Below are 17,970 nucleotides of genomic sequence, written 5' to 3'. Positions count from 1 at the left end.
ACCGCTTGCGTCCCGGCAATGGAATGCCGAGATGCCGCGAGCGATGGTGCAGTGTGTGGACCGTTAGAGGGTGGCCACAGGCGACAGATGGCATATGCTGAACACATTGTCCGCCCCAAGGAGCTTCACATGGCCTGGTCCGCCACCCAGTATTCCCTGTTCGAAGACGAACGCACCCGCGCCGTACGCGACCTGCTTGCCGCCATCCCGTCACGCCCGGTGCGCCACGCCACCGACCTGGGCTGCGGCCCTGGCAACTCCACCGAAGTGCTGCTGCAGCGTTACCCCGACGCTCAGGTGACAGCGCTGGACAGCGACCCAGACATGATCGACAAGGCTCGCGAGCGCAAGCGGCTGTGCATCCCGCGGGTACGCACGGTCATCGCCGACATTGCCGGCTGGACGGCCCCCGAGCCGCAGGACCTGATCCTGGCCAATGCCTCGCTGCAATGGCTGCCCGACCACGCCTCGCTGTATCCGCACCTGGTGCGCCAGTTGAGCGAAGGCGCCAGCCTGGCCGTGCAGACGCCAGATAATCTCGACGAACCGGCCCACCGGCAGTTGCGCGAAATCGCCAGCCAAGGCCCCTGGGCGGCCAAGTTCGCTGACTTCCAACTGCCGCCACGGCACAGCGCGGCGTTCTACTACGACCTGCTGAGCCCGCTGTGCGCGCGGGTGGACGTGTGGCGTACCACCTATCACCATCCGTTGGCCGGCGGCGCCGAGGCGGTGGTGGAATGGTTCAAGGGATCGGCATTGCGGCCTTACCTGGCCAGGCTTGATGAGCAGGAGCAGGTCGACTTCCTGCAGATGTACCTGCAAGCCCTGCAGCGCGACTACCCGCCGGCCACCGATGGCAAGGTGCTGTTGCCGTTCCCGCGGTTGTTCGTGATCGCTACCCGCTAGGGTGGCGCCAGCGCCAGGCCACGTAGCTGTAGATGCACAGGTTGAGCAGCAGCACGATGCTGCCCAACAGCAGCTGCACGTGCGGGGTCAGCCCGGTGGGGTAGATCAGCGGCCAGATGTAGTGCTCGACGAAACCGCCTTGGTAGCCTGCGTCACCGGCGGCACTGCGCATGCGGTTTTCCCAGCTGGTGAGCGGGCAGCCCAGGTGCAGGCATTCCACCGCCAGGCCCCAGGCCAGGGCCGGCAGGTGGATGAGCAGGGCAGGGCGCCACCTGAGCACCAGCAAACCGCCGAACAGCACCAGCAGGATGAAGGCCAGGTGTAGCAGCACCAGGGTGTCGGCGGCCAGGCGGTAGAGCATGGGCGTGGGTTTGTGGGCTGAGGTTATCCCAGCATAGTCGGGTTGCCTGCACTGGCCTCTTCTTCAACCATCTGCAAGAAGGTCGCCACCACGCGTCGTGTGCGCTGCTCGCTCAAGCACACCAACGTCTCGGTCAAATGCCGCTGACAATCCACAATTGGCAACGCACACACTCGCGCATCAGCGCCAAATTCCGCCGCCGACACCACCCCCACGCCAATCCCCACCACCACCGCCTCACGCGCCGCTTCCCGGCCCTCCACCTGGATCGCCGGACGAATCCGCAGCCCCGCCCGTTGCATCTCTTCCTCCAGTGTCTGGCGCGTCACTGAACCAGGCTCACGCAGCACAAGTGGCATGTCATCGAGGTCAGCCAGGCTGATCGACCCACGGCTGGCCCATGGGTGGTTGTGCGAAACAAACGCCACCATCGGGTCGCGGCGCAGCGGTAGGCAATGCAGGCGCTCATCGTCGACATCCCGGCCCAGCAAGGCCAGGTCGGCCTGGTAGCTGAACAACCGGGCCAGCGATTCGTCAGTATTGCCGGTCTCGATTTTCACCTGAATACCTGGGTAACGCTGGCAGAACCGGGCGATCTGCGGCAGCACGTGCACCGGCGCATCCACCGCCAGCACCAGGCTGCCGGTGTGCAGCGCGCGCGAGTCCTGCAGCAGGTCATGGGCTTCGGCCTCGCAGGCGAACAGGCGCTGGCTGATGCCCAGCAGGCGCTCGCCCAGGTCGGTGAGCTGTACCGAGCGCTTGTTGCGGTGGAACAGCAAAACGCCGAAGCGCTCCTCCAGTTTGCGCACCTGGTCCGACACCGCAGGCTGGGTAAGAAACAGCTTTTCCGCTGCACGGGTAAAGCTGCCGTGTACGGCCACCGCGTGGAAAGCCTTGAGTTGTGCGTGGGAAACCGACATGACGACCTCAGTAACAAGCTGGGCTTATGTGTGTAATACGATAAATCGATTTTATTTATCTTAGCGCAACTGTTTCCATGCATGTCAGCCCGACGCTGGCACCACGAATGCCGCCAGGGCCATGGTGCCCACACGGTGCCATCTGACCCGATGACAGCTTTGTCATCGCTGTGCGTAACACAAGAACAAGACAGGCGTTTCTTCACATTCTGCCGGCACACTTGAGCAAGAGGTCAGACTCACATGAATCAATCCCTAGCCGCGTTCAAACGCTGGCGCATCCAGATTTTCGCTATCACCTGGCTGGCCTACGCCGCCTTCTACTTCACCCGCAAAGCCTTCTCGGTGGCCAAGCTGGGCATCGCCGAAGACCCAAGCTTCATGCTCGACAAGGCCGCCATGGCCAACCTCGACGCCATCTACCTGGCCGCCTATGCCGTAGGCCAGTTCACCTGGGGCATGCTTGCCGACCGCTTCGGCCCACGCGTGGTGGTACTCGGTGGGTTGCTGATTTCTGCGGCGGCGGCGGTGGTGATGGGCAGTTACGCCACCTTCCCGATCTTCGCCACCTGCATGCTGGTGCAGGGCCTGGCGCAGTCCACCGGTTGGGCAGGGTTATGCAAGAACATCGGCAGCTTCTTCCCGGCCTCGCAGCGCGGGCGGGTGCTGGGGCTGTGGAGTTCCTGCTATGCCTTCGGCGGCCTGGTGGCCTCGCCATTCGCCGGCTGGTGGGCCTATACCCTGGTCGGCACCTGGCATGCGGCGTTCTTCTCCAGCGCAGCCGTAGTGGCGCTGGTGGCGGTGCTGTTCTTCTTCTTGCAGCGCAACAAACCTGAAGACGTCGGCCTGCCGGCGGTGGAGCCCGAGCCGCAGAGCATGGCCCCCGCCGACAACCTGTGCAGTGTGTGGGCGCCACTGAGGGAGATCATGCGCAACCGCACGGTGTTGACCCTGGGCCTGGCGTACTTCCTGCTCAAGCCTGCGCGCTACGCCATCCTGCTGTGGGGCCCGGTGATCGTCTTCGAGCAGATGCCCTCGGTGGGCAAGGTGGGCGCGGCAATCATCCCGACCGCCTTCGAGCTGGCCGGGCTGCTTGGCCCGATCATGATCGGCCTGGCCTCCGACAAACTGTTCGGCGCCCGGCGCATGCCGGCCTGCGTGATCAGCCTGGTGCTGCTGACCGTGACCCTGGCGGCGTTCATGGCGGCCATGCACACCGGCAGTGTGATCCTGGTGGTGGCTTTGCTGTTCGTCATGGGCCTGACCCTGTACGGGCCGGACTCGATGATCAGCGGCGCGGCGGCCATCGACTTCGGCACCGCCAAGGCCGGCGCCACCGCGGCCGGCTTCGTCAATGGCTGCGGTTCGGTGGGGGCGGTGTTGGGCGGGCTGCTGCCGGGTTACTTCGACGGCGTCACGGTGTTCATCGTGTTCGCCGGCTGTGCACTGTTCTCCGCGCTGGTGTTGCTGCCGCATTGGAACAGCCGCCCAGCCACCAGCGCGCAAAGCAATGACGTGGCACCGAACACCAGCATGGCAATCAAGCCACTGCGTACCTAAAGGAAAGCGAGCGAATGAGACCCTTCTGGCTGCAACAGGCCCTGGAATCGACGCAGGAGGCGGTGTGCCCGCCACTGCAAGGCGATGCCCGTTGCGATGTGTGCATCGTGGGCGGCGGCTACACCGGCCTATGGACGGCACTGATGCTCAAGGAAGCGGTGCCGGCCCTGGATATCGTGTTGATCGAGGCCGACATCTGCGGCGCCGGTGCCAGTGGCCGCAATGGTGGTTGCGCCTTGTCCTGGTCGGCCAAGTACTTCACCCTCGAACGCTTGTTCGGGGTGGTCGAGGCGGTACGCCTGGTGCGTGAGTCGGAGCGCAGCATCGGCGACATTGGCGCGTTCTGCGCAGCCAATGGCATCGACTGCGACTACCGCCTGGACGGCACGCTGTACACGGCCACCAATGCAGCCCAGGTGGGTGCCACCGATGCCGTCATCGCCGCGCTGGAACAAAAGGGTATCAACTCGTTCCGCCGCCTGCCGCTGGAGCAGGTGCAGCGCCTGGCAGGTTCTGCGCGGCATCTGGAAGGCTGGTTCTCGCCGGCCGCCGCCACCGTGCAGCCGGGCAAGCTGGTGCGTGGCTTGCGCCGGGTGGCCTTGCAGCGTGGCGTGCGTATCTTTGAGGGTACCGCCATGACTGGCCTGGAGCATGGCGCCCCGGTGCAGGTGCGCACGGCCCATGGCACGCTGCGCGCCGACCGCGTGGTGTTGGGCCTCAATGCCTGGATGGCGCGGGCCTTCCCGCAGTTCGAGCGCAGCGTGGCGATTGTCTCCAGCGACATGGTGATTACCGAACCGTGCCCCGAGCTGTTGAGCCAGATCGGCCTGGACAGCGGTATCAGCGTGCTCGACTCGCGTATTTTCGTGCACTACTACCACAACACCGCCGATGGCCGGCTGATGCTCGGCAAGGGCGGCAACACGTTCGCCTACGGCGGGCGCATGTTGCCGGTGTTCGACCAGCCGTCGCCGTACCGCCCCTTGCTGCGCGAAAGCCTTGGCGGGTTTTTCCCGGCCTTGGCCGAGGTGCCACTGGCGGCCAGCTGGAACGGGCCGTCGGACCGCTCGGTGACCGGTTTGCCGTTCTTTGGTCGCTTGGACGGGCAGGGCAACGTGTTCTACGGCTTTGGTTACTCCGGCAGCGGCGTTGGCCCGTGCCATATGGGCGGGCAGATTCTTTCGTCGCTGGCGCTGGGGCTGGACAACCCGTGGACCCGCTCGCCACTGGTCAAAGGGCCGCTGGGCCTGTTCCCGCCCGAGCCGATCCGCTACCTGGGCTCACTGCTGGTGCGCAATGCCATTCGCCGCAAGGAGCACGCCGAAGATCGCGGTTTGCGCCCGCGCCGGTTGGATGTGCGGTTGGCGCGGTTTGCGGCGGCGGCGGGCAAGGCCGATAAAGGCTGATGAGATTTCTTGTCGATCCCATGCCTGAGGGCGTATAAAATGCACCCACTTTTGGCCGGTCGCTTCCTGAACCGGTCGCTGAAACAAGAGAGTCGACATGGGCGCACAGTGGAAAGCCAAACATAGAGAAACAGCAGCCAATGCCAAAGGCAAGATCATGGGCAAGCTGTCCAAGGAAATCCAGATCGCTGCCAAGTCGGGTGCCGATCCCGACATGAACCCGCGCCTGCGCCTGGCCATCGTGCAAGCCAAGAAGGCTTCGATGACCCGCGAGACCCTGGACCGGGCAATTCGCAAGGGTGCTGGCCTGGACGGTGATGCCGTGCAGTACCATGCGGTGAGCTATGAAGGCTTCGCACCGCATCAGGTACCGCTGATCGTCGAGTGCCTGACCGACAACATCAACCGTACCGTCGCGCAAATCCGTGTGCTGTTCCGCAAGGGCCAACTGGGCGCCAGCGGTTCGGTAGCGTGGGACTTCAACCATGTAGGCCTGATCGAAGCCACCCCTGCAAGCGCTGACGCTGATCCGGAAATGGCCGCCATCGAAGCCGGTGCCCAGGACTTCGAGGAAGGTGAAGAAGAGGGCTCGACCCTGTTCATCACCGACACCACCGACCTGGACGCAGTGCAGAAGGCGCTGCCGGAACAGGGCTTCACCGTCACCTCGGCAAAAATCGGCTACACCCCGAAAAACCCGGTAAGCGCAGCCAGCCTGAGTGCTGAAGCGCTGGCTGAGGTTGAAGCGTTCCTCGAGGCGATCGACGAGAACGATGACGTGCAGAACGTGTACGTTGGTCTGACTGACTGATCTGCGTAACGGGCCGCTTTACGGCCCATCGCGACACAAGGCCGCTCCCACACAGGTTATGCATTCCCCTGTGGGGGCGGCCTTGTGTCGCGAAACGAGGGCAAAGCCCTCGCCTGCGGTCTGGAGCCGAACCCTCGATGAACCCCACCTTCGCCTCCCTAAGCCTCGCCCACCTGCGTACCCTCGACCACCTGCTGCAGCTGAAAAACCTCAGCCACGCTGCCGACCGCCTGGGTGTCAGCCAGTCGGCCCTGAGCCGGCAGCTAGCCCACCTGCGCGAAGCCTTCGACGACCCGTTACTGGTGCGCCAAGGCCGCGGCTACGTACTCAGCGAACACGCCGAAGCGCTGGTTGAACCGCTGCGCCAGGTCCTCGAAGAACTTCACGCTCTGCGCCAGCCCGCAGTGTTCGACCCGGCACGCTGCGAGCGGCGCTTCTGCCTGGCGGCCTCTGACTATGTAGCCGAACACATGCTGCCGTTGCTGGTGGCGGCGCTGGAGCGTGAAGCACCAGGCGTATCGCTGGAGTACCGCACTTGGCAGGCTGGCCAGTATGCCTTGCTGGCCAGTGGCGAAATCGACCTGGCTACCACCTTGTTCGACGAGTCGCCACCCAACCTGCATGGGCGCTTGCTGGGTGAAGACCGCGCCGTGTGCCTGATGCGCCACGACCACCCGCTGGCAGCGCATGCTGCACTCAGCCAGGCCGACTACCTGGTGCACAAGCATGTGCGCATTTCCGGCGGTGGCGACAAGGACAGCTTCATCGACCGCCACCTGCGTGCACAGGGGGTGCAGCGGCGGGTCAGCCTGGAAGTGCCGTTCTTTTCCGCCACCGTGAAAGTCATTGCCAACAGCCAGGCCGTGGCCACGGTTCCCGAGCACATCGCCCGGCAGTTATGCCGTTTGCATGACCTGGCCTGGCGGCCGCTTGGCTTCATCGACCACAGCCAGCGCTACTGGGTGGTGTGGCACCAAAGGCTGCAGGCTTCGGCCGAGCACCGCTGGTTCCGCAACCGCGTGTTCGAGCTGTGGCGCCAGTCGCAGTTCGGCGTGCAAGGCGGGCATGCGGGTTCGCCATAGCAGGTATGCACAACGCGGGGTTATTCGGTTGGGCACGGGTGCCTAGACTGGGTGGCAGTGGATCACCCAAAGGAGCCCCCACGTGACCCCCGAACAATTCCGCCAATACGGCCACCAACTGATCGACCTGATCGCCGACTATCGCCAAACCGTCGGCGAACGCCCGGTCATGGCCCAGGTCGAACCTGGCTACCTCAAGGCCGCTTTGCCCGCAGCCGCGCCCCAGCAAGGCGAACCCTTCGAGGCCATCCTCGACGACGTCAACCAGCTGGTGATGCCTGGCCTGTCTCATTGGCAGCACCCGGATTTCTACGGTTACTTTCCCTCCAACGGCACTCTGTCCTCGGTACTGGGGGACTTCCTCAGCACCGGCCTGGGTGTGCTGGGCCTGTCATGGCAATCCAGCCCGGCCCTGAGCGAACTGGAAGAAACCACCCTCGACTGGCTGCGCCAACTGCTTGGCTTGTCTGGACAATGGAGCGGGGTCATCCAGGACACCGCTTCGACCAGCACGCTGGTAGCGCTTATCAGCGCCCGTGAACGCGCCACCGATTACGCCTTGGTACGCGGTGGCCTGCAGGCTGAAGCCAAGCCTTTGATCGTGTATGTCAGCGCCCATGCCCACAGCTCGGTGGACAAGGCCGCGCTGCTGGCCGGTTTTGGCCGCGACAACATCCGGCTTATCCCCACTGACGAGCGTTACGCGCTGCGCCCCGAGGCGTTGCAGGCGGCGATCGAGCAAGACCTGGCCGCCGGTAACCAGCCATGCGCCGTAGTTGCCACCACCGGCACCACGACGACCACTGCCCTCGACCCGTTGCGCCCGATCGGCGAAATTGCCCAGGCCCATGGCCTGTGGCTGCATGTTGACTCGGCCATGGCAGGTTCGGCGATGATTCTGCCCGAGTGCCGCTGGATGTGGGACGGCATCGAGTTGGCCGACTCGGTGGTGGTCAATGCCCACAAGTGGCTGGGTGTGGCCTTCGATTGCTCGATCTATTACGTCCGTGACCCGCAGCACCTGATCCGGGTCATGAGCACCAACCCCAGCTACCTGCAGTCGGCGGTGGACGGCGAGGTGAAGAACCTGCGTGACTGGGGGATCCCGTTGGGCCGTCGGTTCCGCGCCCTGAAGCTGTGGTTCATGCTGCGCAGCGAGGGCGTTGACGCGTTGCAGGCGCGGCTGCGGCGTGACCTGGACAATGCCCAGTGGTTGGCAGGGCAGGTGGGGGCTAAAGCAGAGTGGGAAGTGCTGGCGCCGGTGCAATTGCAGACCTTGTGCATTCGCCATCGGCCGGCGGGGCTGGAAGGGGAAGCGCTGGATGCGCATACCAAGGGTTGGGCCGAGCGGTTGAATGCGTCTGGGGATGCGTATGTGACGCCGGCGACGCTGGATGGGCGGTGGATGGTGCGGGTGTCGGTTGGTGCGTTGCCGACTGAGCGGGGGGATGTCGAGCGGCTCTGGGCGCGCTTGCAGGAAGTGGTTGAAGGCTGACAATGCCGGGGCCGCAATGCGGCCCCGGCGGTCTATCAGTGGCTCACTGCCTGAAAGCTGCCTTTACGGCTAGCTTCATACGCTTCCTTCTCCATCGGCTTGGCCGCTGGGTTACCCAGGTCTTCCATCGCCAGGCGGTGGGTTTCCGGGGCAATGTAGGCCGCCAAGGCGCACACGCAGGTGATGAAGAACGCCAGGCTACCGACTACCAGCGGGATATTGTCCGAGCCAGGCGGGGCAACCAGTGCGAACAGCGCCGGCAGCATGGCAGTCAGCATGGTGCCGATGTTCTGCGCGATGGCCATGGCCGAAACGCGGTAGCGGGTGTGGAACAGTTCTGGGTAGAAGCTTGGGAACACCGCGTTGTAACCCTGATACACCATGCCCCACATCACGATCGAGGCGGCGAACGCCATTGGCACGTTCTGGATGCTGATTGCATACAGGTAGACGAAGGCCAGCAGACCAGAGCCCAGGCAGCCGGCGATCATGGTCGGGCGACGGCCGATCTTGTCCGACAGGTTACCCACGAACGGGATCACCAGCACCGCGACGATGTTACCCACTACCGGGATCCACAGGTACACGCTCTTGTCGAAACCGATGCCATACGCCGGCTGCACCGCGTAGGCGGCACCGAAGATGGTGGCCACGACCGGGATCACGTTCATCAGCGCCATGAACATCACCAGCACCATGTGCTTCCAGCTGTGGCGGAAAGCTTCGCTGATTGGCGACTTGGCAACCTTGTCCTGTTTCTCTTCTTTCACGAACGCCGGGGTTTCGTGCACTTCCTTACGGATGATGAAGCCGGCAATCAGCACGATGGCGCTCATCAGGAACGGAATGCGCCAGCCCCATTCGGTGAAGGCTTCGCTAGGCATGAAGTAAGCCAGTGGCAGGAACACCGCCGCCGCCAGTACTTGGCCCGCTTGCACGCCCTGCAGGGTGAAGCTGGCGTAATAACCTCTTCGGCCGAATGGCGCGTGCTCCATGATCATGGAACTGGCCCCGGAGATTTCCCCGGCCACGGCAAAGCCCTGGATCAGGCGCAGTACCACCAGCAAGGCCGGTGCGAGATAACCGATGTCGTGGTAGGTGGGCAGCAGGCCTACGGCCATGGTCGACAGGCCCATCAGGAACATGCACAGCAGCAGGACGTTCTTGCGGCCGCGGGTATCACCCCAGTGGCCCAACACGAAGGCGCCGACCGGGCGCGCCAGGTAGCCCACGCCGTACGTGGCCAACGAGGCGATGATGGCCATTTTCGGGTCGGTATTGGGGAAGAAGATCTGCGGGAAAATCAGCGCAGCGGCCTGGGCATAGATGAAGAAGTCGTAGTACTCGAGTGCCGAGCCTATCCATCCACTGGCGGTCGCTTTCTTTGCTTGCGAGCTGGAGTGAGCCATCGTTGTCTCCGTTGTTATTGTTGTTTGCGCAGGTTCCGCCAGAGGTTATGCCAAGGCAGGAGGCAACGGTCGGTGTGCCTGCGTCTGTGGTTCATGTTGACCACGGGCCAGCGGTCTAGCAATTCGCCAAAACGGGTTTTGTGCGATAATCGAACGAAAAACTAACCATTCCGTACAAATGAATTGAAGCGAGGACTTTACCTGCGAATAATCGATCGTGCCATAAACTGTGCCCGTGGTTTCTACCTGACCGGCACCGTAATTTTCTAACAACAAGGAACTCCCGCCATGCAGCGTTCGATCGCTACCGTGTCCTTGAGCGGCACCCTGCCGGAAAAGCTCGAAGCCATCGCCGCCGCCGGTTTTGACGGCGTCGAGATCTTCGAAAACGACTTGCTCTATTACGCTGGCAGCCCGCGCCAGGTGCGTCAGATGTGTGCCGACCTGGGCATTGCCATCACCTTGTTCCAGCCGTTTCGTGATTTTGAAGGTTGCCGCCGCGACCGCCTGCAGAAAAACCTCGACCGCGCCGAGCGCAAGTTCGACCTGATGCAGGAGCTGGGTACCGACTTGGTGCTGGTGTGCAGCAACGTCCAGGCCGATGCCCTGGGTGATGAGCAACTGCTGGTCGACGACTTGCGTCTGTTGGCCGAGCATGCCGGCAAGCGCGGCCTGCGCATTGGTTACGAAGCCCTGGCGTGGGGCCGCCACGTCAACACCTATCAGCAAGTCTGGAACCTGGTGCGCCAGGCTGACCACCCGGCCCTCGGGGTGATCCTTGACAGCTTCCACACCTTGTCGCTGAAGGGCGACCCAAGCGCGATCCGCGACATCCCAGGCGACAAGATCTTCTTCGTGCAAATGGCCGACGCGCCGATCCTGGCCATGGATGTGCTGGAGTGGAGCCGCCATTTCCGCTGCTTCCCAGGGCAGGGCGAAATGGATATGGCCGGCTTCCTCGCGCCGATCCTTGCCACGGGGTACCGTGGGCCGCTGTCGCTGGAAATTTTCAACGACGGCTTCCGCGCCGCGCCGACCCGGCAGAATGCCGCCGACGGTTTGCGTTCGCTGCTGTACCTCGAAGAACAGACCCGCTTGCGCTTGGAGCAGGAACACACGCTGATCGAACCTGGCGTGCTGTTCACCCCGCCGGCGGCCAGCGCCTATGATGGGGTGGAGTTCCTCGAGTTCGCGGTCGACGAAGCCGTCGGCGCGCGCCTGAGCAACTGGCTAAAGCGCCTGGGCTTTGCCGAAGCCGGCAAGCACCGCAGCAAGGACGTTCAACTGTTGCGCCAGGGCGATATCAACATTGTCCTGAACGCCGAACCGTATTCCTTCGGCCACAACTTCTTCGAGGCCCACGGCCCGTCGCTGTGCGCCACCGCGTTGCGGGTCAAGGATCCGCAAGCCGCCTTGAAACGCGCCACCGCCTTCCGTGGCCAGCCGTTCCGTGGCCTGGTCGGCCCCAACGAGTGCGAAGTACCCGCGGTACGTGCACCGGACGGCAGCCTGCTGTACCTGGTGGAGCAGGGCACTGCTGGCCATACCTTGTACGACACCGATTTCAGCCTGGACAAGAGCGCCACTGCCACTGGCGGCCTGCGCCGCATCGACCATATGGCGCTGGCCCTGCCGGCCGAGTCGCTGGACAGCTGGGTGCTGTTCTACAAGAGCCTGTTCGACTTTGCCGCCGACGATGAAGTGGTGCTGCCCGACCCGTATGGCCTGGTCAAGAGCCGCGCCCTGCGCAGCCAGTGCGGCACCCTGCGCCTGCCGCTGAACATCTCGGAAAACCGCAACACGGCTATTGCCCATGCGCTGTCCAGCTACCGGGGGTCGGGTGTACACCACATCGCCTTCGATTGTGATGACATCTTCCGTGAGGTGGCACGGGCCAAGCTGGCCGGGGTTCCGCTGCTGGAAATCCCGCTCAACTACTACGATGACCTCGCGGCGCGCTTCGATTTCGACGACGAGTTCCTCAGCGAGCTGGCGTACTACAACGTGCTGTATGACCGCGACGCCCAGGGCGGCGAGCTGTTCCACGTGTACACCGAACCGTTCGAAGAGCGCTTCTTCTTCGAAATCATCCAGCGCAAGGGGGGCTATGCCGGTTACGGCGCGGCCAACGTCGCGGTGCGCCTGGCGGCCATGGCCAAGGCCCGTAGCGGCGCGGCGCGCAAGCCGGTCCTCTGACCCCAACGTGTAGGAGCGGCCTTGTGTCGCGATGGGCCGCAAAGCGGCCCCAAAAATTGATGCCGCGACACAGAACCTGGGGCCGCTTAGCGGCCCATCGCGACACAAGGCCGCTCCTACACCGACCGTGTATGCATCAGCGGCGCTCAGCCACCAGCAACAACGACTGCGGAACCGCACTCTGCGGGTGCTGTGGCTCCTGCAGGCTGACCAGCCTCAACCCTGCCATGTCCAGCGCATTCAGCCAGCTGGCCAGGGTACGGAAGTACCACGGCATCGGTTGCCAATCCCCCGCAAAACCGGCAAATGATTCTTCCCGCCAGCCATCCTGATAATCCCCACCGGCCACGCTCCATGGGTGCAACGTCTGGATCACCAGTGCGCCGCCCGGCACCAGCAGGTCATTCATTGCCGCCAGCAGCGGGATGATGTCCTGGTGCAGCAGCGCAAAGTTGGCACAAACGAGGTCATAACCCTTGCCCACGTAAACCTGGCCCTCGGCCAATTGTGCGTAGCTGGCCAGGTGCACCTCGGCGGCGCCCACAGCACGTGCGGCATCCACCAGAGCCCTGTCACCATCGACGCCCACAGCCTCGATTCCACGGTCGTCCAGCGCGCGCAGCAGCCAGCCCTCGCCACAGCCCAGGTCAAGTACCCGTTCGGGCTGACGGCCGAGGATGGCCAGCAGAATGGCCTGGTCAGTGACTTGCCGGCGGCTCTCGATGGCGCCGCTGCGCACGGCATCGATCCAGGCCTGGGCGTTGTGCTGCCAACTGTCGAGCAGGGTGCTTTCAGGGTCAGACATGGTGGTGTCCCGGTAGTTGAACTTGCGTTGCGTTGAAACGCTACCTTAATATTGAAAACAATTCTCACTTGCGCAAACAGAATCGCCCCCATGAGCGACGTGCTACCTGGCTCCGACAATCACCTGCGCAATGTAGAGGCACTCTACAACGGCCACCAAGGCTGGCTGCATGCCAGATTGCGCAGGCGCCTGGGCAACGCGGTGGATGCAGCCGACCTGGTGCAGGATACCTTCGCGCGCATTCTGGCCTCGAAGACCGTGGTGTTTGACGAGCCACGCGCCTACTTGAGCTGTGTCGCAGGCGGCATCCTAGCCAACTGGTGCCAGCGCAAATCGCTGGAGCGTGCCTACCTCAAGGCCCTTGAACACTTGCCGGAACCCGAGGTGCCTTCGCCCGAGGCCCGCTTGCTGATTCTGGAAACCCTGCACGAGATAGATGCCATGCTCGACACCTTGCCGCCGTTGGTCAGGCGCGCGTTTCTGCTATCCCAGCTGGGCGGCATGAAGTACGCAGCCATTGCCGAACAGCTGGGGGTATCGCTCATCACCATCAAGCGTTACATGAAACAGGCGTTTCTCCAGTGCTTGAGGCTGGTCGACTAGATGGTCGATGTCCAGCGTGCCGGCCCGGCGGATACCGAAGTGCTTGAAGAAGCGGCCGAGTGGTTGATGACCCTGAGTGCCGGTGATGTCACCGAGGCGCAACGGGCCGACTGGTTGGCCTGGCGCAGCAGCAGCCCGGCGCGTGCGCAGGCCTGGCAGCGTGCCGAACGGCTGATGGGCAAGCTGGAAGGTCTACCGCCGGCGCTGTCGATGTCGGCACTCGACCGCCCGGCCGACCCCGGCCGTCGGGCGATGATCAGCCGGGTGGCGTTGCTGCTGGCCGTGCTTCCGGCAGGTTGGGCCAGCTGGAGGCTGACCGACCAACATGGTTGGGCCGCCGACTATCGCTCGAGCGTAGGCGAATGCCGCCAGCTCACCCTGGCCGATGGTACGCAGGTCTACCTCAATACCGACTCTGCAATCGACATCCGCTTCGATGGCAACGAGCGTTTCATTCAACTGCGCCGCGGTGAAATCCTGGTGCAGACTGCGCCCGACATCGTGGTCCCGGCGCGGCCCCTACGGGTGGGAACACGGGAAGGGCGCATGCAAGCCTTGGGTACTCGCTTCAGTGTGCGAGAGCGGGATGGGCGCACCTGGCTGGCCGTTGTCGAAGGGGCCGTTCGCATCGAACCCGCCGGTGGAGGCGCCAATGCAGGCGCCGTTGTCCAGGCCGGCGAGCGTGTTGATTTCAATGCGCACAAGGTCGGCCGGCCCATGCCGGTCGACCTCACTGCAACGGCCTGGACCCAAGGCATGCTGCTGGCAGACAGCATGCGGCTGGACGAATTTGTGGCCGAGCTGGCGCGCTACCAACGGGGCTTCATTCGCTGCGACCCTCGTATTGCCGGCCTGCGCATTTCGGGGGCCTTTCCGGTCAGCGATACCAGGCGCAGCCTGAGCATGCTGGAGTCGACCTATGCCTTGCAGGTCTCCGCGCACATGAATGGCTACTGGACCCTGCTTTCTCCCGCGCAGCCCTGAAATGCAAGGTACAGCAAAAAAAACGGCTACCCGGGTGATACTTTTTTCAATCTCGGCTGGCAACAGGAATGAACACTTCCATTCCCAGCCAGAAGGACCCGCCTTTCATGCCTGTTGCAAGTCGTCCATTCCGTAAGCGTGCTTTAGCTGTTGCTGTGCGCGGCTCCCTTTTTGGCGCAGTTCTGGTGGCAGGGGTTGGCCAGTTGCTGCCAGCTGTCGCGCAGCCCCTGGACGCGGTGGCCATCCGCACTTACCAGATTGCCCCGGGCCCGCTAGGGCGGGTCTTGTCCAGTTTCGCGCTGGCTTGCGGCGTTGCGCTTTCGTTTGAACCGGCATTGACCGATGGCCTGCACAGCCCCGGGCTTAGCGGCGCCTATTCGGCGCGGGATGGTATCGCCCAGTTGCTTGCCGGCAGCGGCCTTGAGCTGGTGGAGCTGAGTAACGGCAGCTATCAATTGATCCGCCAGCCAAGCAGTGGTGATAGCCTCACGCTGGCCGCTACCACCATCGAAGCCAATGGCATACGCCACGAAACCTTGCCTGAAGCCTACGCCGGGGGGCAGGTTGCGCGGGGTGGGCGGCTAGGCATGCTTGGCAACAAGGACGTGATGGATACGCCTTTCAGCGTTACCAGCTACACCGCAAAAACCCTCGCCGACCTGCAGACGGTTACCGTGGCCGATGCCCTGGAGCGTGACCCTTCTGTGCGTTCTACCGGGCAAACGGGTGGCATCGTCGATTCGTTCTTCATTCGCGGGTTCCCGGTGGGTGAAGGCAACCTGGGCGAACAGGCGTTCGATGGTGTGTACGGGGTTGCCCCCAATTACCGCGTGTTCACCGAATATGCCGAGCGGGTAGAAGTGCTCAAGGGGCCGGGGGCTTTGATGTACGGTATTTCCCCGAACAGCGGCGTTGGCGGCGTGATCAACATCGTGCCCAAACGCGCGCTCGCCGAGGATTTGACGCGTGTCACCGCCAGCTACAGCTCTGACACCCAGGTGGGTGGCCACCTCGACATCAGCCGCCGTTTCGGGGACCAGCGGCAATGGGGCGTGCGTTTCAACGGCAGCCTCGCCCAGGGCGACACGGCTATCGATGACCAGCAGCGTGCCTTGGACATTGGCGCCATCGCCCTGGACTATCAAGGTGAGCGCTTGCGCCTGAACCTGGACTTCATCAGCCAGAAAGAGCGTTGGGATGCCGCCTCGCGGCCCTTCACCGTAGCGCCTGGCTTCGGTGTGCCCTCTGCCGCCAGTGGTCGAACCAACCTGCCGCAGGACTGGGGCTGGTCGAATACCCGCGAACAATCAGCGTTGCTGGGTGGAGAATATGACATCAGTGACTCACTGACGGTGTTTGCACATGCCGGTGGCGGCAGGGCAGATGTGGCGCGGATGTCCGACCAAGTACCGAAAATTCTCAATGCGGCGGGCGACACCAGCAACACCCCCGGTTACTACAAGTTCAACGTCGATCGTTCCACCGCCGATGTGGGGCTGCGTGCGCTGTTTGAAACCGGAGCGGTCAATCATACGGTAACGGCCATGGCTACCCGCTACCAGGATGAGCTGTCACGCGGCATCAACTTCGGCAAGGAGATCGTTTCGAACATCTATCACCCGGTGGATGTGCCCAAGCAATACATCGCTGCGCCGAAGGTGAGCCGGGTGTCTGAGTCCGAGCTGACCGGCGTTGCCCTGACAGACACCTTGTCGGTACTCGACGACCGCGTGCAATTGACGCTGGGGGTGCGCCGGCAGGAAATCGAGTCGCGCAACTACACAGCGGGGGTGTTCACCACGCGCTACAACGACAGTGCAATTACCCCCGTCGTAGGCGTGGTGGTCAAGCCGTGGGAAAACGTCGCGCTGTACTACAACTATGTCGAAGGCTTGAGCAAAGGCGATATCGCACCGGACACGGCAACCAATGGCGGTGATGCCTTTGCACCCTACAAGACCAAACAGCACGAGCTGGGTGTGAAGTACGAACACAACACGTTCATGACCACAGTTTCGGTGTTCCAGATAGAAAAACCTAGCGGTGAGCTTGGCGCCGACCGCCGCTTCTCGGTCGAGGCCCAGCAACGTAACCGCGGTATCGAGCTGAGCATGTTCGGTGAGGTTGCACCGGGCACCCGGTTGCTGGGCGGCGTGACGGTGCTGGACGGCAAGCTGACGGATTCGGCAACCCCCGCCAACAAGGGTAACGAAGCGGTCGGCGTGCCGGACGTGCAGGCCAACCTGTGGGCGGAGTGGGATACACCTTGGGCTGAGGGCGTGACGCTGACCGGTGGTGCTATCTATACCGACAGCCAGTACATCGACCAGGCCAATACCCAGGCACTCGATGCCTGGACACGGTTCGACGTTGGGGCGCGCTATGCCACCCGGATCGATGGCCGCCCTACAACATTCCGGGCAACGGTGCAGAACGTGTTCGACCGCGAGTATTGGTCGGGCGTAGCTTCGTACGGCGCGATATCGCCGGGTTACCCGAGGGCGTTGCAGTTGTCGGCCACGGTAGACTTCTGATGCAGGCCCGGTGCCAAAGCGCAGGGGGTATCGTTACCCGGTCGCTGTGTGTTTTCGCTTGACCCGGTACATATCCCCGTCGGCATGGCGCAGCAGCATGTCGGCATCGTGGCCATCTTCAGGGAAGCACGCCACGCCGATGCTGCAGGAGGGCGCGTCGATGCCGGACAACTCCATGCCGAGTGGCTCGGCCATGGCTGCGAGAATACGGGCTACCTGCTCGGCGATGGCCTCTGGCGATGGGCAGTCGGTCAACAGCACGGTGAACTCGTCACCGCCCATGCGCGCCACCGTGTCGGTTGCACTTACGCAACCTTCCAGCCGCCGTGCAAGCGTGCACAGCACCCGGTCACCCACGGCATGCCCGTGCACATCGTTGATTTCCTTGAAGTCGTTGATGTCCAGAAACAGCAACGCCAGCGTGTGATCGTGTCGCCGTGCCGTGGCAAGGGCAGTGTCCAGGCGTTCATTGAACATGGCCCGGTTGGCCAGCCGGGTCAGCGGGTCGTGATGGGCGAGGAAGCGCAGTTCATCTTCGGCCTGGCGCAAGGCGGTCACATCCCGCGCCACACCGATACGCGCTTGAGCCTCTTCGGACCAGCTGGCTGCCCACAGGATGTGCACGACGCCGCCGTCCTTGCGTACATAGCGGTTGCGGAAGTCGTAGTGCGCCTGGCCGTTCATCACCCGCACAATAGAGGCGCGCGTGGCTGCAAGGTCGTCAGGGTGCATGTAGTCGGTGATCGGTGTGCCAACCAGTTCGCAGGCTTTGTAGCCCAGCAACACTTCGCAGGCATCGCTGACGAAGACGATCTGGTTGTCCCTGTCGACCACGAACACCGTATCCAGCATCAGGTGGATCAGCCTGGGGTACAAGGCTTGCAGGTCTACGGGCATG

Annotated in this window: 15 protein-coding genes; 10 read left to right on the top strand and 5 right to left on the bottom strand. The window is 63.4% G+C overall.

Going from position 1 to position 17,970, the window contains the following annotated elements:
- Window positions 1-129: 129 nt before the first annotated feature.
- Window positions 130-906, top strand: coding sequence for a trans-aconitate 2-methyltransferase (gene tam / locus APH35_RS12255; protein ID WP_012272992.1), 777 nt, complete (start codon window positions 130-132; stop codon window positions 904-906).
- Here the strand turns inward: tam and APH35_RS12250 are convergent.
- Both APH35_RS12250 and APH35_RS12245 read right to left on the bottom strand, forming a co-directional pair.
- Window positions 896-1,267 carry a DUF2784 domain-containing protein gene (locus tag APH35_RS12250; RefSeq protein WP_012272991.1) on the bottom strand — a complete coding sequence of 124 codons (372 nt, stop codon included), beginning with the start codon at window positions 1,265-1,267 and terminating at the stop codon, window positions 896-898. The genes tam and APH35_RS12250 overlap by 11 nt on opposite strands.
- 23 nt (window positions 1,268-1,290) lie before the next feature.
- The gene (locus APH35_RS12245; protein ID WP_012272990.1) at window positions 1,291-2,187 is read right to left on the bottom strand and encodes a LysR substrate-binding domain-containing protein; all 897 of its coding nucleotides are present in this window, start codon (window positions 2,185-2,187) and stop codon (window positions 1,291-1,293) included.
- Between the two features lie 243 nt (window positions 2,188-2,430).
- Here APH35_RS12245 and APH35_RS12240 point away from each other — a divergent pair, with 243 nt between their 5' ends.
- From APH35_RS12240 to APH35_RS12220, 5 genes are all read left to right on the top strand, one after another.
- Complete coding sequence (locus APH35_RS12240; RefSeq protein ID WP_060493914.1) at window positions 2,431-3,747, top strand: MFS transporter; 1,317 nt, start codon at window positions 2,431-2,433, stop codon at window positions 3,745-3,747.
- Window positions 3,748-3,761: 14 nt separating this feature from the next.
- Complete coding sequence (locus tag APH35_RS12235; protein ID WP_060514865.1) at window positions 3,762-5,153, top strand: FAD-dependent oxidoreductase; 1,392 nt, start codon at window positions 3,762-3,764, stop codon at window positions 5,151-5,153.
- Window positions 5,154-5,250: 97 nt separating this feature from the next.
- Entirely contained in the window at window positions 5,251-5,964 is a 714-nt protein-coding gene (locus tag APH35_RS12230) for a YebC/PmpR family DNA-binding transcriptional regulator (protein ID WP_012272987.1), read from the top strand.
- 137 nt (window positions 5,965-6,101) lie between these two features.
- Window positions 6,102-7,046 carry a LysR family transcriptional regulator gene (locus APH35_RS12225; protein ID WP_060514864.1) on the top strand — a complete coding sequence of 315 codons (945 nt, stop codon included), beginning with the start codon at window positions 6,102-6,104 and terminating at the stop codon, window positions 7,044-7,046.
- Window positions 7,047-7,128: 82 nt separating this feature from the next.
- Window positions 7,129-8,541 (top strand): DOPA decarboxylase, encoded by a 1,413-nt coding sequence (locus tag APH35_RS12220; RefSeq protein ID WP_060514863.1) that lies wholly within the window; start codon window positions 7,129-7,131, stop codon window positions 8,539-8,541.
- A gap of 35 nt (window positions 8,542-8,576) precedes the next feature.
- Here APH35_RS12220 and APH35_RS12215 read toward each other — a convergent pair whose 3' ends face one another.
- Window positions 8,577-9,950 carry an MFS transporter gene (locus APH35_RS12215; protein WP_012272984.1) on the bottom strand — a complete coding sequence of 458 codons (1,374 nt, stop codon included), beginning with the start codon at window positions 9,948-9,950 and terminating at the stop codon, window positions 8,577-8,579.
- 288 nt (window positions 9,951-10,238) lie between these two features.
- Here APH35_RS12215 and quiC point away from each other — a divergent pair, with 288 nt between their 5' ends.
- A complete protein-coding gene (gene quiC, locus APH35_RS12210; RefSeq protein WP_060514862.1) occupies window positions 10,239-12,146 on the top strand; it encodes a 3-dehydroshikimate dehydratase QuiC in 1,908 nt (635 codons plus the stop codon).
- A gap of 136 nt (window positions 12,147-12,282) precedes the next feature.
- Here quiC and APH35_RS12205 read toward each other — a convergent pair whose 3' ends face one another.
- Complete coding sequence (locus APH35_RS12205) at window positions 12,283-12,951, bottom strand: class I SAM-dependent methyltransferase (RefSeq protein ID WP_060493911.1); 669 nt, start codon at window positions 12,949-12,951, stop codon at window positions 12,283-12,285.
- A 90-nt stretch (window positions 12,952-13,041) separates the two neighbouring features.
- Here APH35_RS12205 and APH35_RS12200 point away from each other — a divergent pair, with 90 nt between their 5' ends.
- The 3 genes from APH35_RS12200 to APH35_RS12190 all read left to right on the top strand — a co-directional run bounded on the left by APH35_RS12200 (window position 13,042) and on the right by APH35_RS12190 (window position 17,072).
- On the top strand, window positions 13,042-13,554 hold the full coding sequence (locus APH35_RS12200; RefSeq protein WP_012272981.1) for a sigma-70 family RNA polymerase sigma factor: 513 nt from the start codon (window positions 13,042-13,044) through the stop codon (window positions 13,552-13,554).
- On the top strand, window positions 13,555-14,538 hold the full coding sequence (locus tag APH35_RS12195) for a FecR domain-containing protein (RefSeq protein WP_060514861.1): 984 nt from the start codon (window positions 13,555-13,557) through the stop codon (window positions 14,536-14,538).
- Window positions 14,539-14,645: 107 nt separating this feature from the next.
- A complete protein-coding gene (locus APH35_RS12190) occupies window positions 14,646-17,072 on the top strand; it encodes a TonB-dependent receptor (protein WP_082425784.1) in 2,427 nt (808 codons plus the stop codon).
- 33 nt (window positions 17,073-17,105) lie between these two features.
- On the opposite strand, the gene APH35_RS12185 is transcribed toward APH35_RS12190, so the two are convergent.
- Window positions 17,106-17,969: a sensor domain-containing diguanylate cyclase gene (locus APH35_RS12185; RefSeq protein ID WP_060514860.1), complete on the bottom strand. Its 864-nt coding sequence runs from the start codon at window positions 17,967-17,969 to the stop codon at window positions 17,106-17,108.
- Between the last annotated feature and the right edge of the window lies 1 nt (window position 17,970).

The organism is Pseudomonas sp. NBRC 111132 (genome assembly GCF_001320565.1).
GTDB lineage: Bacteria > Pseudomonadota > Gammaproteobacteria > Pseudomonadales > Pseudomonadaceae > Aquipseudomonas > Aquipseudomonas putida_P.
Note: the sequence above shows the minus strand (reverse complement) of the source record. Positions and strands in the feature narration are given on the sequence as shown.

Excerpts from the sequence above, each read along its gene's own strand:
- tam (WP_012272992.1), top strand. The coding sequence starts at position 130 with ATGGCCTGGTCCGCCACCCAGTATTCCCTGTTCGAAGACGAACGCACC.
- APH35_RS12250 (WP_012272991.1), bottom strand. The coding sequence starts at position 1,267 with ATGCTCTACCGCCTGGCCGCCGACACCCTGGTGCTGCTACACCTGGCC.
- APH35_RS12245 (WP_012272990.1), bottom strand. The coding sequence starts at position 2,187 with ATGTCGGTTTCCCACGCACAACTCAAGGCTTTCCACGCGGTGGCCGTA.
- APH35_RS12240 (WP_060493914.1), top strand. The coding sequence starts at position 2,431 with ATGAATCAATCCCTAGCCGCGTTCAAACGCTGGCGCATCCAGATTTTC.
- APH35_RS12235 (WP_060514865.1), top strand. The coding sequence starts at position 3,762 with ATGAGACCCTTCTGGCTGCAACAGGCCCTGGAATCGACGCAGGAGGCG.
- APH35_RS12230 (WP_012272987.1), top strand. The coding sequence starts at position 5,251 with ATGGGCGCACAGTGGAAAGCCAAACATAGAGAAACAGCAGCCAATGCC.
- APH35_RS12225 (WP_060514864.1), top strand. The coding sequence starts at position 6,102 with ATGAACCCCACCTTCGCCTCCCTAAGCCTCGCCCACCTGCGTACCCTC.
- APH35_RS12215 (WP_012272984.1), bottom strand. The coding sequence starts at position 9,950 with ATGGCTCACTCCAGCTCGCAAGCAAAGAAAGCGACCGCCAGTGGATGG.
- quiC (WP_060514862.1), top strand. The coding sequence starts at position 10,239 with ATGCAGCGTTCGATCGCTACCGTGTCCTTGAGCGGCACCCTGCCGGAA.
- APH35_RS12205 (WP_060493911.1), bottom strand. The coding sequence starts at position 12,951 with ATGTCTGACCCTGAAAGCACCCTGCTCGACAGTTGGCAGCACAACGCC.
- APH35_RS12200 (WP_012272981.1), top strand. The coding sequence starts at position 13,042 with ATGAGCGACGTGCTACCTGGCTCCGACAATCACCTGCGCAATGTAGAG.
- APH35_RS12195 (WP_060514861.1), top strand. The coding sequence starts at position 13,555 with ATGGTCGATGTCCAGCGTGCCGGCCCGGCGGATACCGAAGTGCTTGAA.
- APH35_RS12190 (WP_082425784.1), top strand. The coding sequence starts at position 14,646 with ATGCCTGTTGCAAGTCGTCCATTCCGTAAGCGTGCTTTAGCTGTTGCT.
- APH35_RS12185 (WP_060514860.1), bottom strand. The coding sequence starts at position 17,969 with ATGCCCGTAGACCTGCAAGCCTTGTACCCCAGGCTGATCCACCTGATG.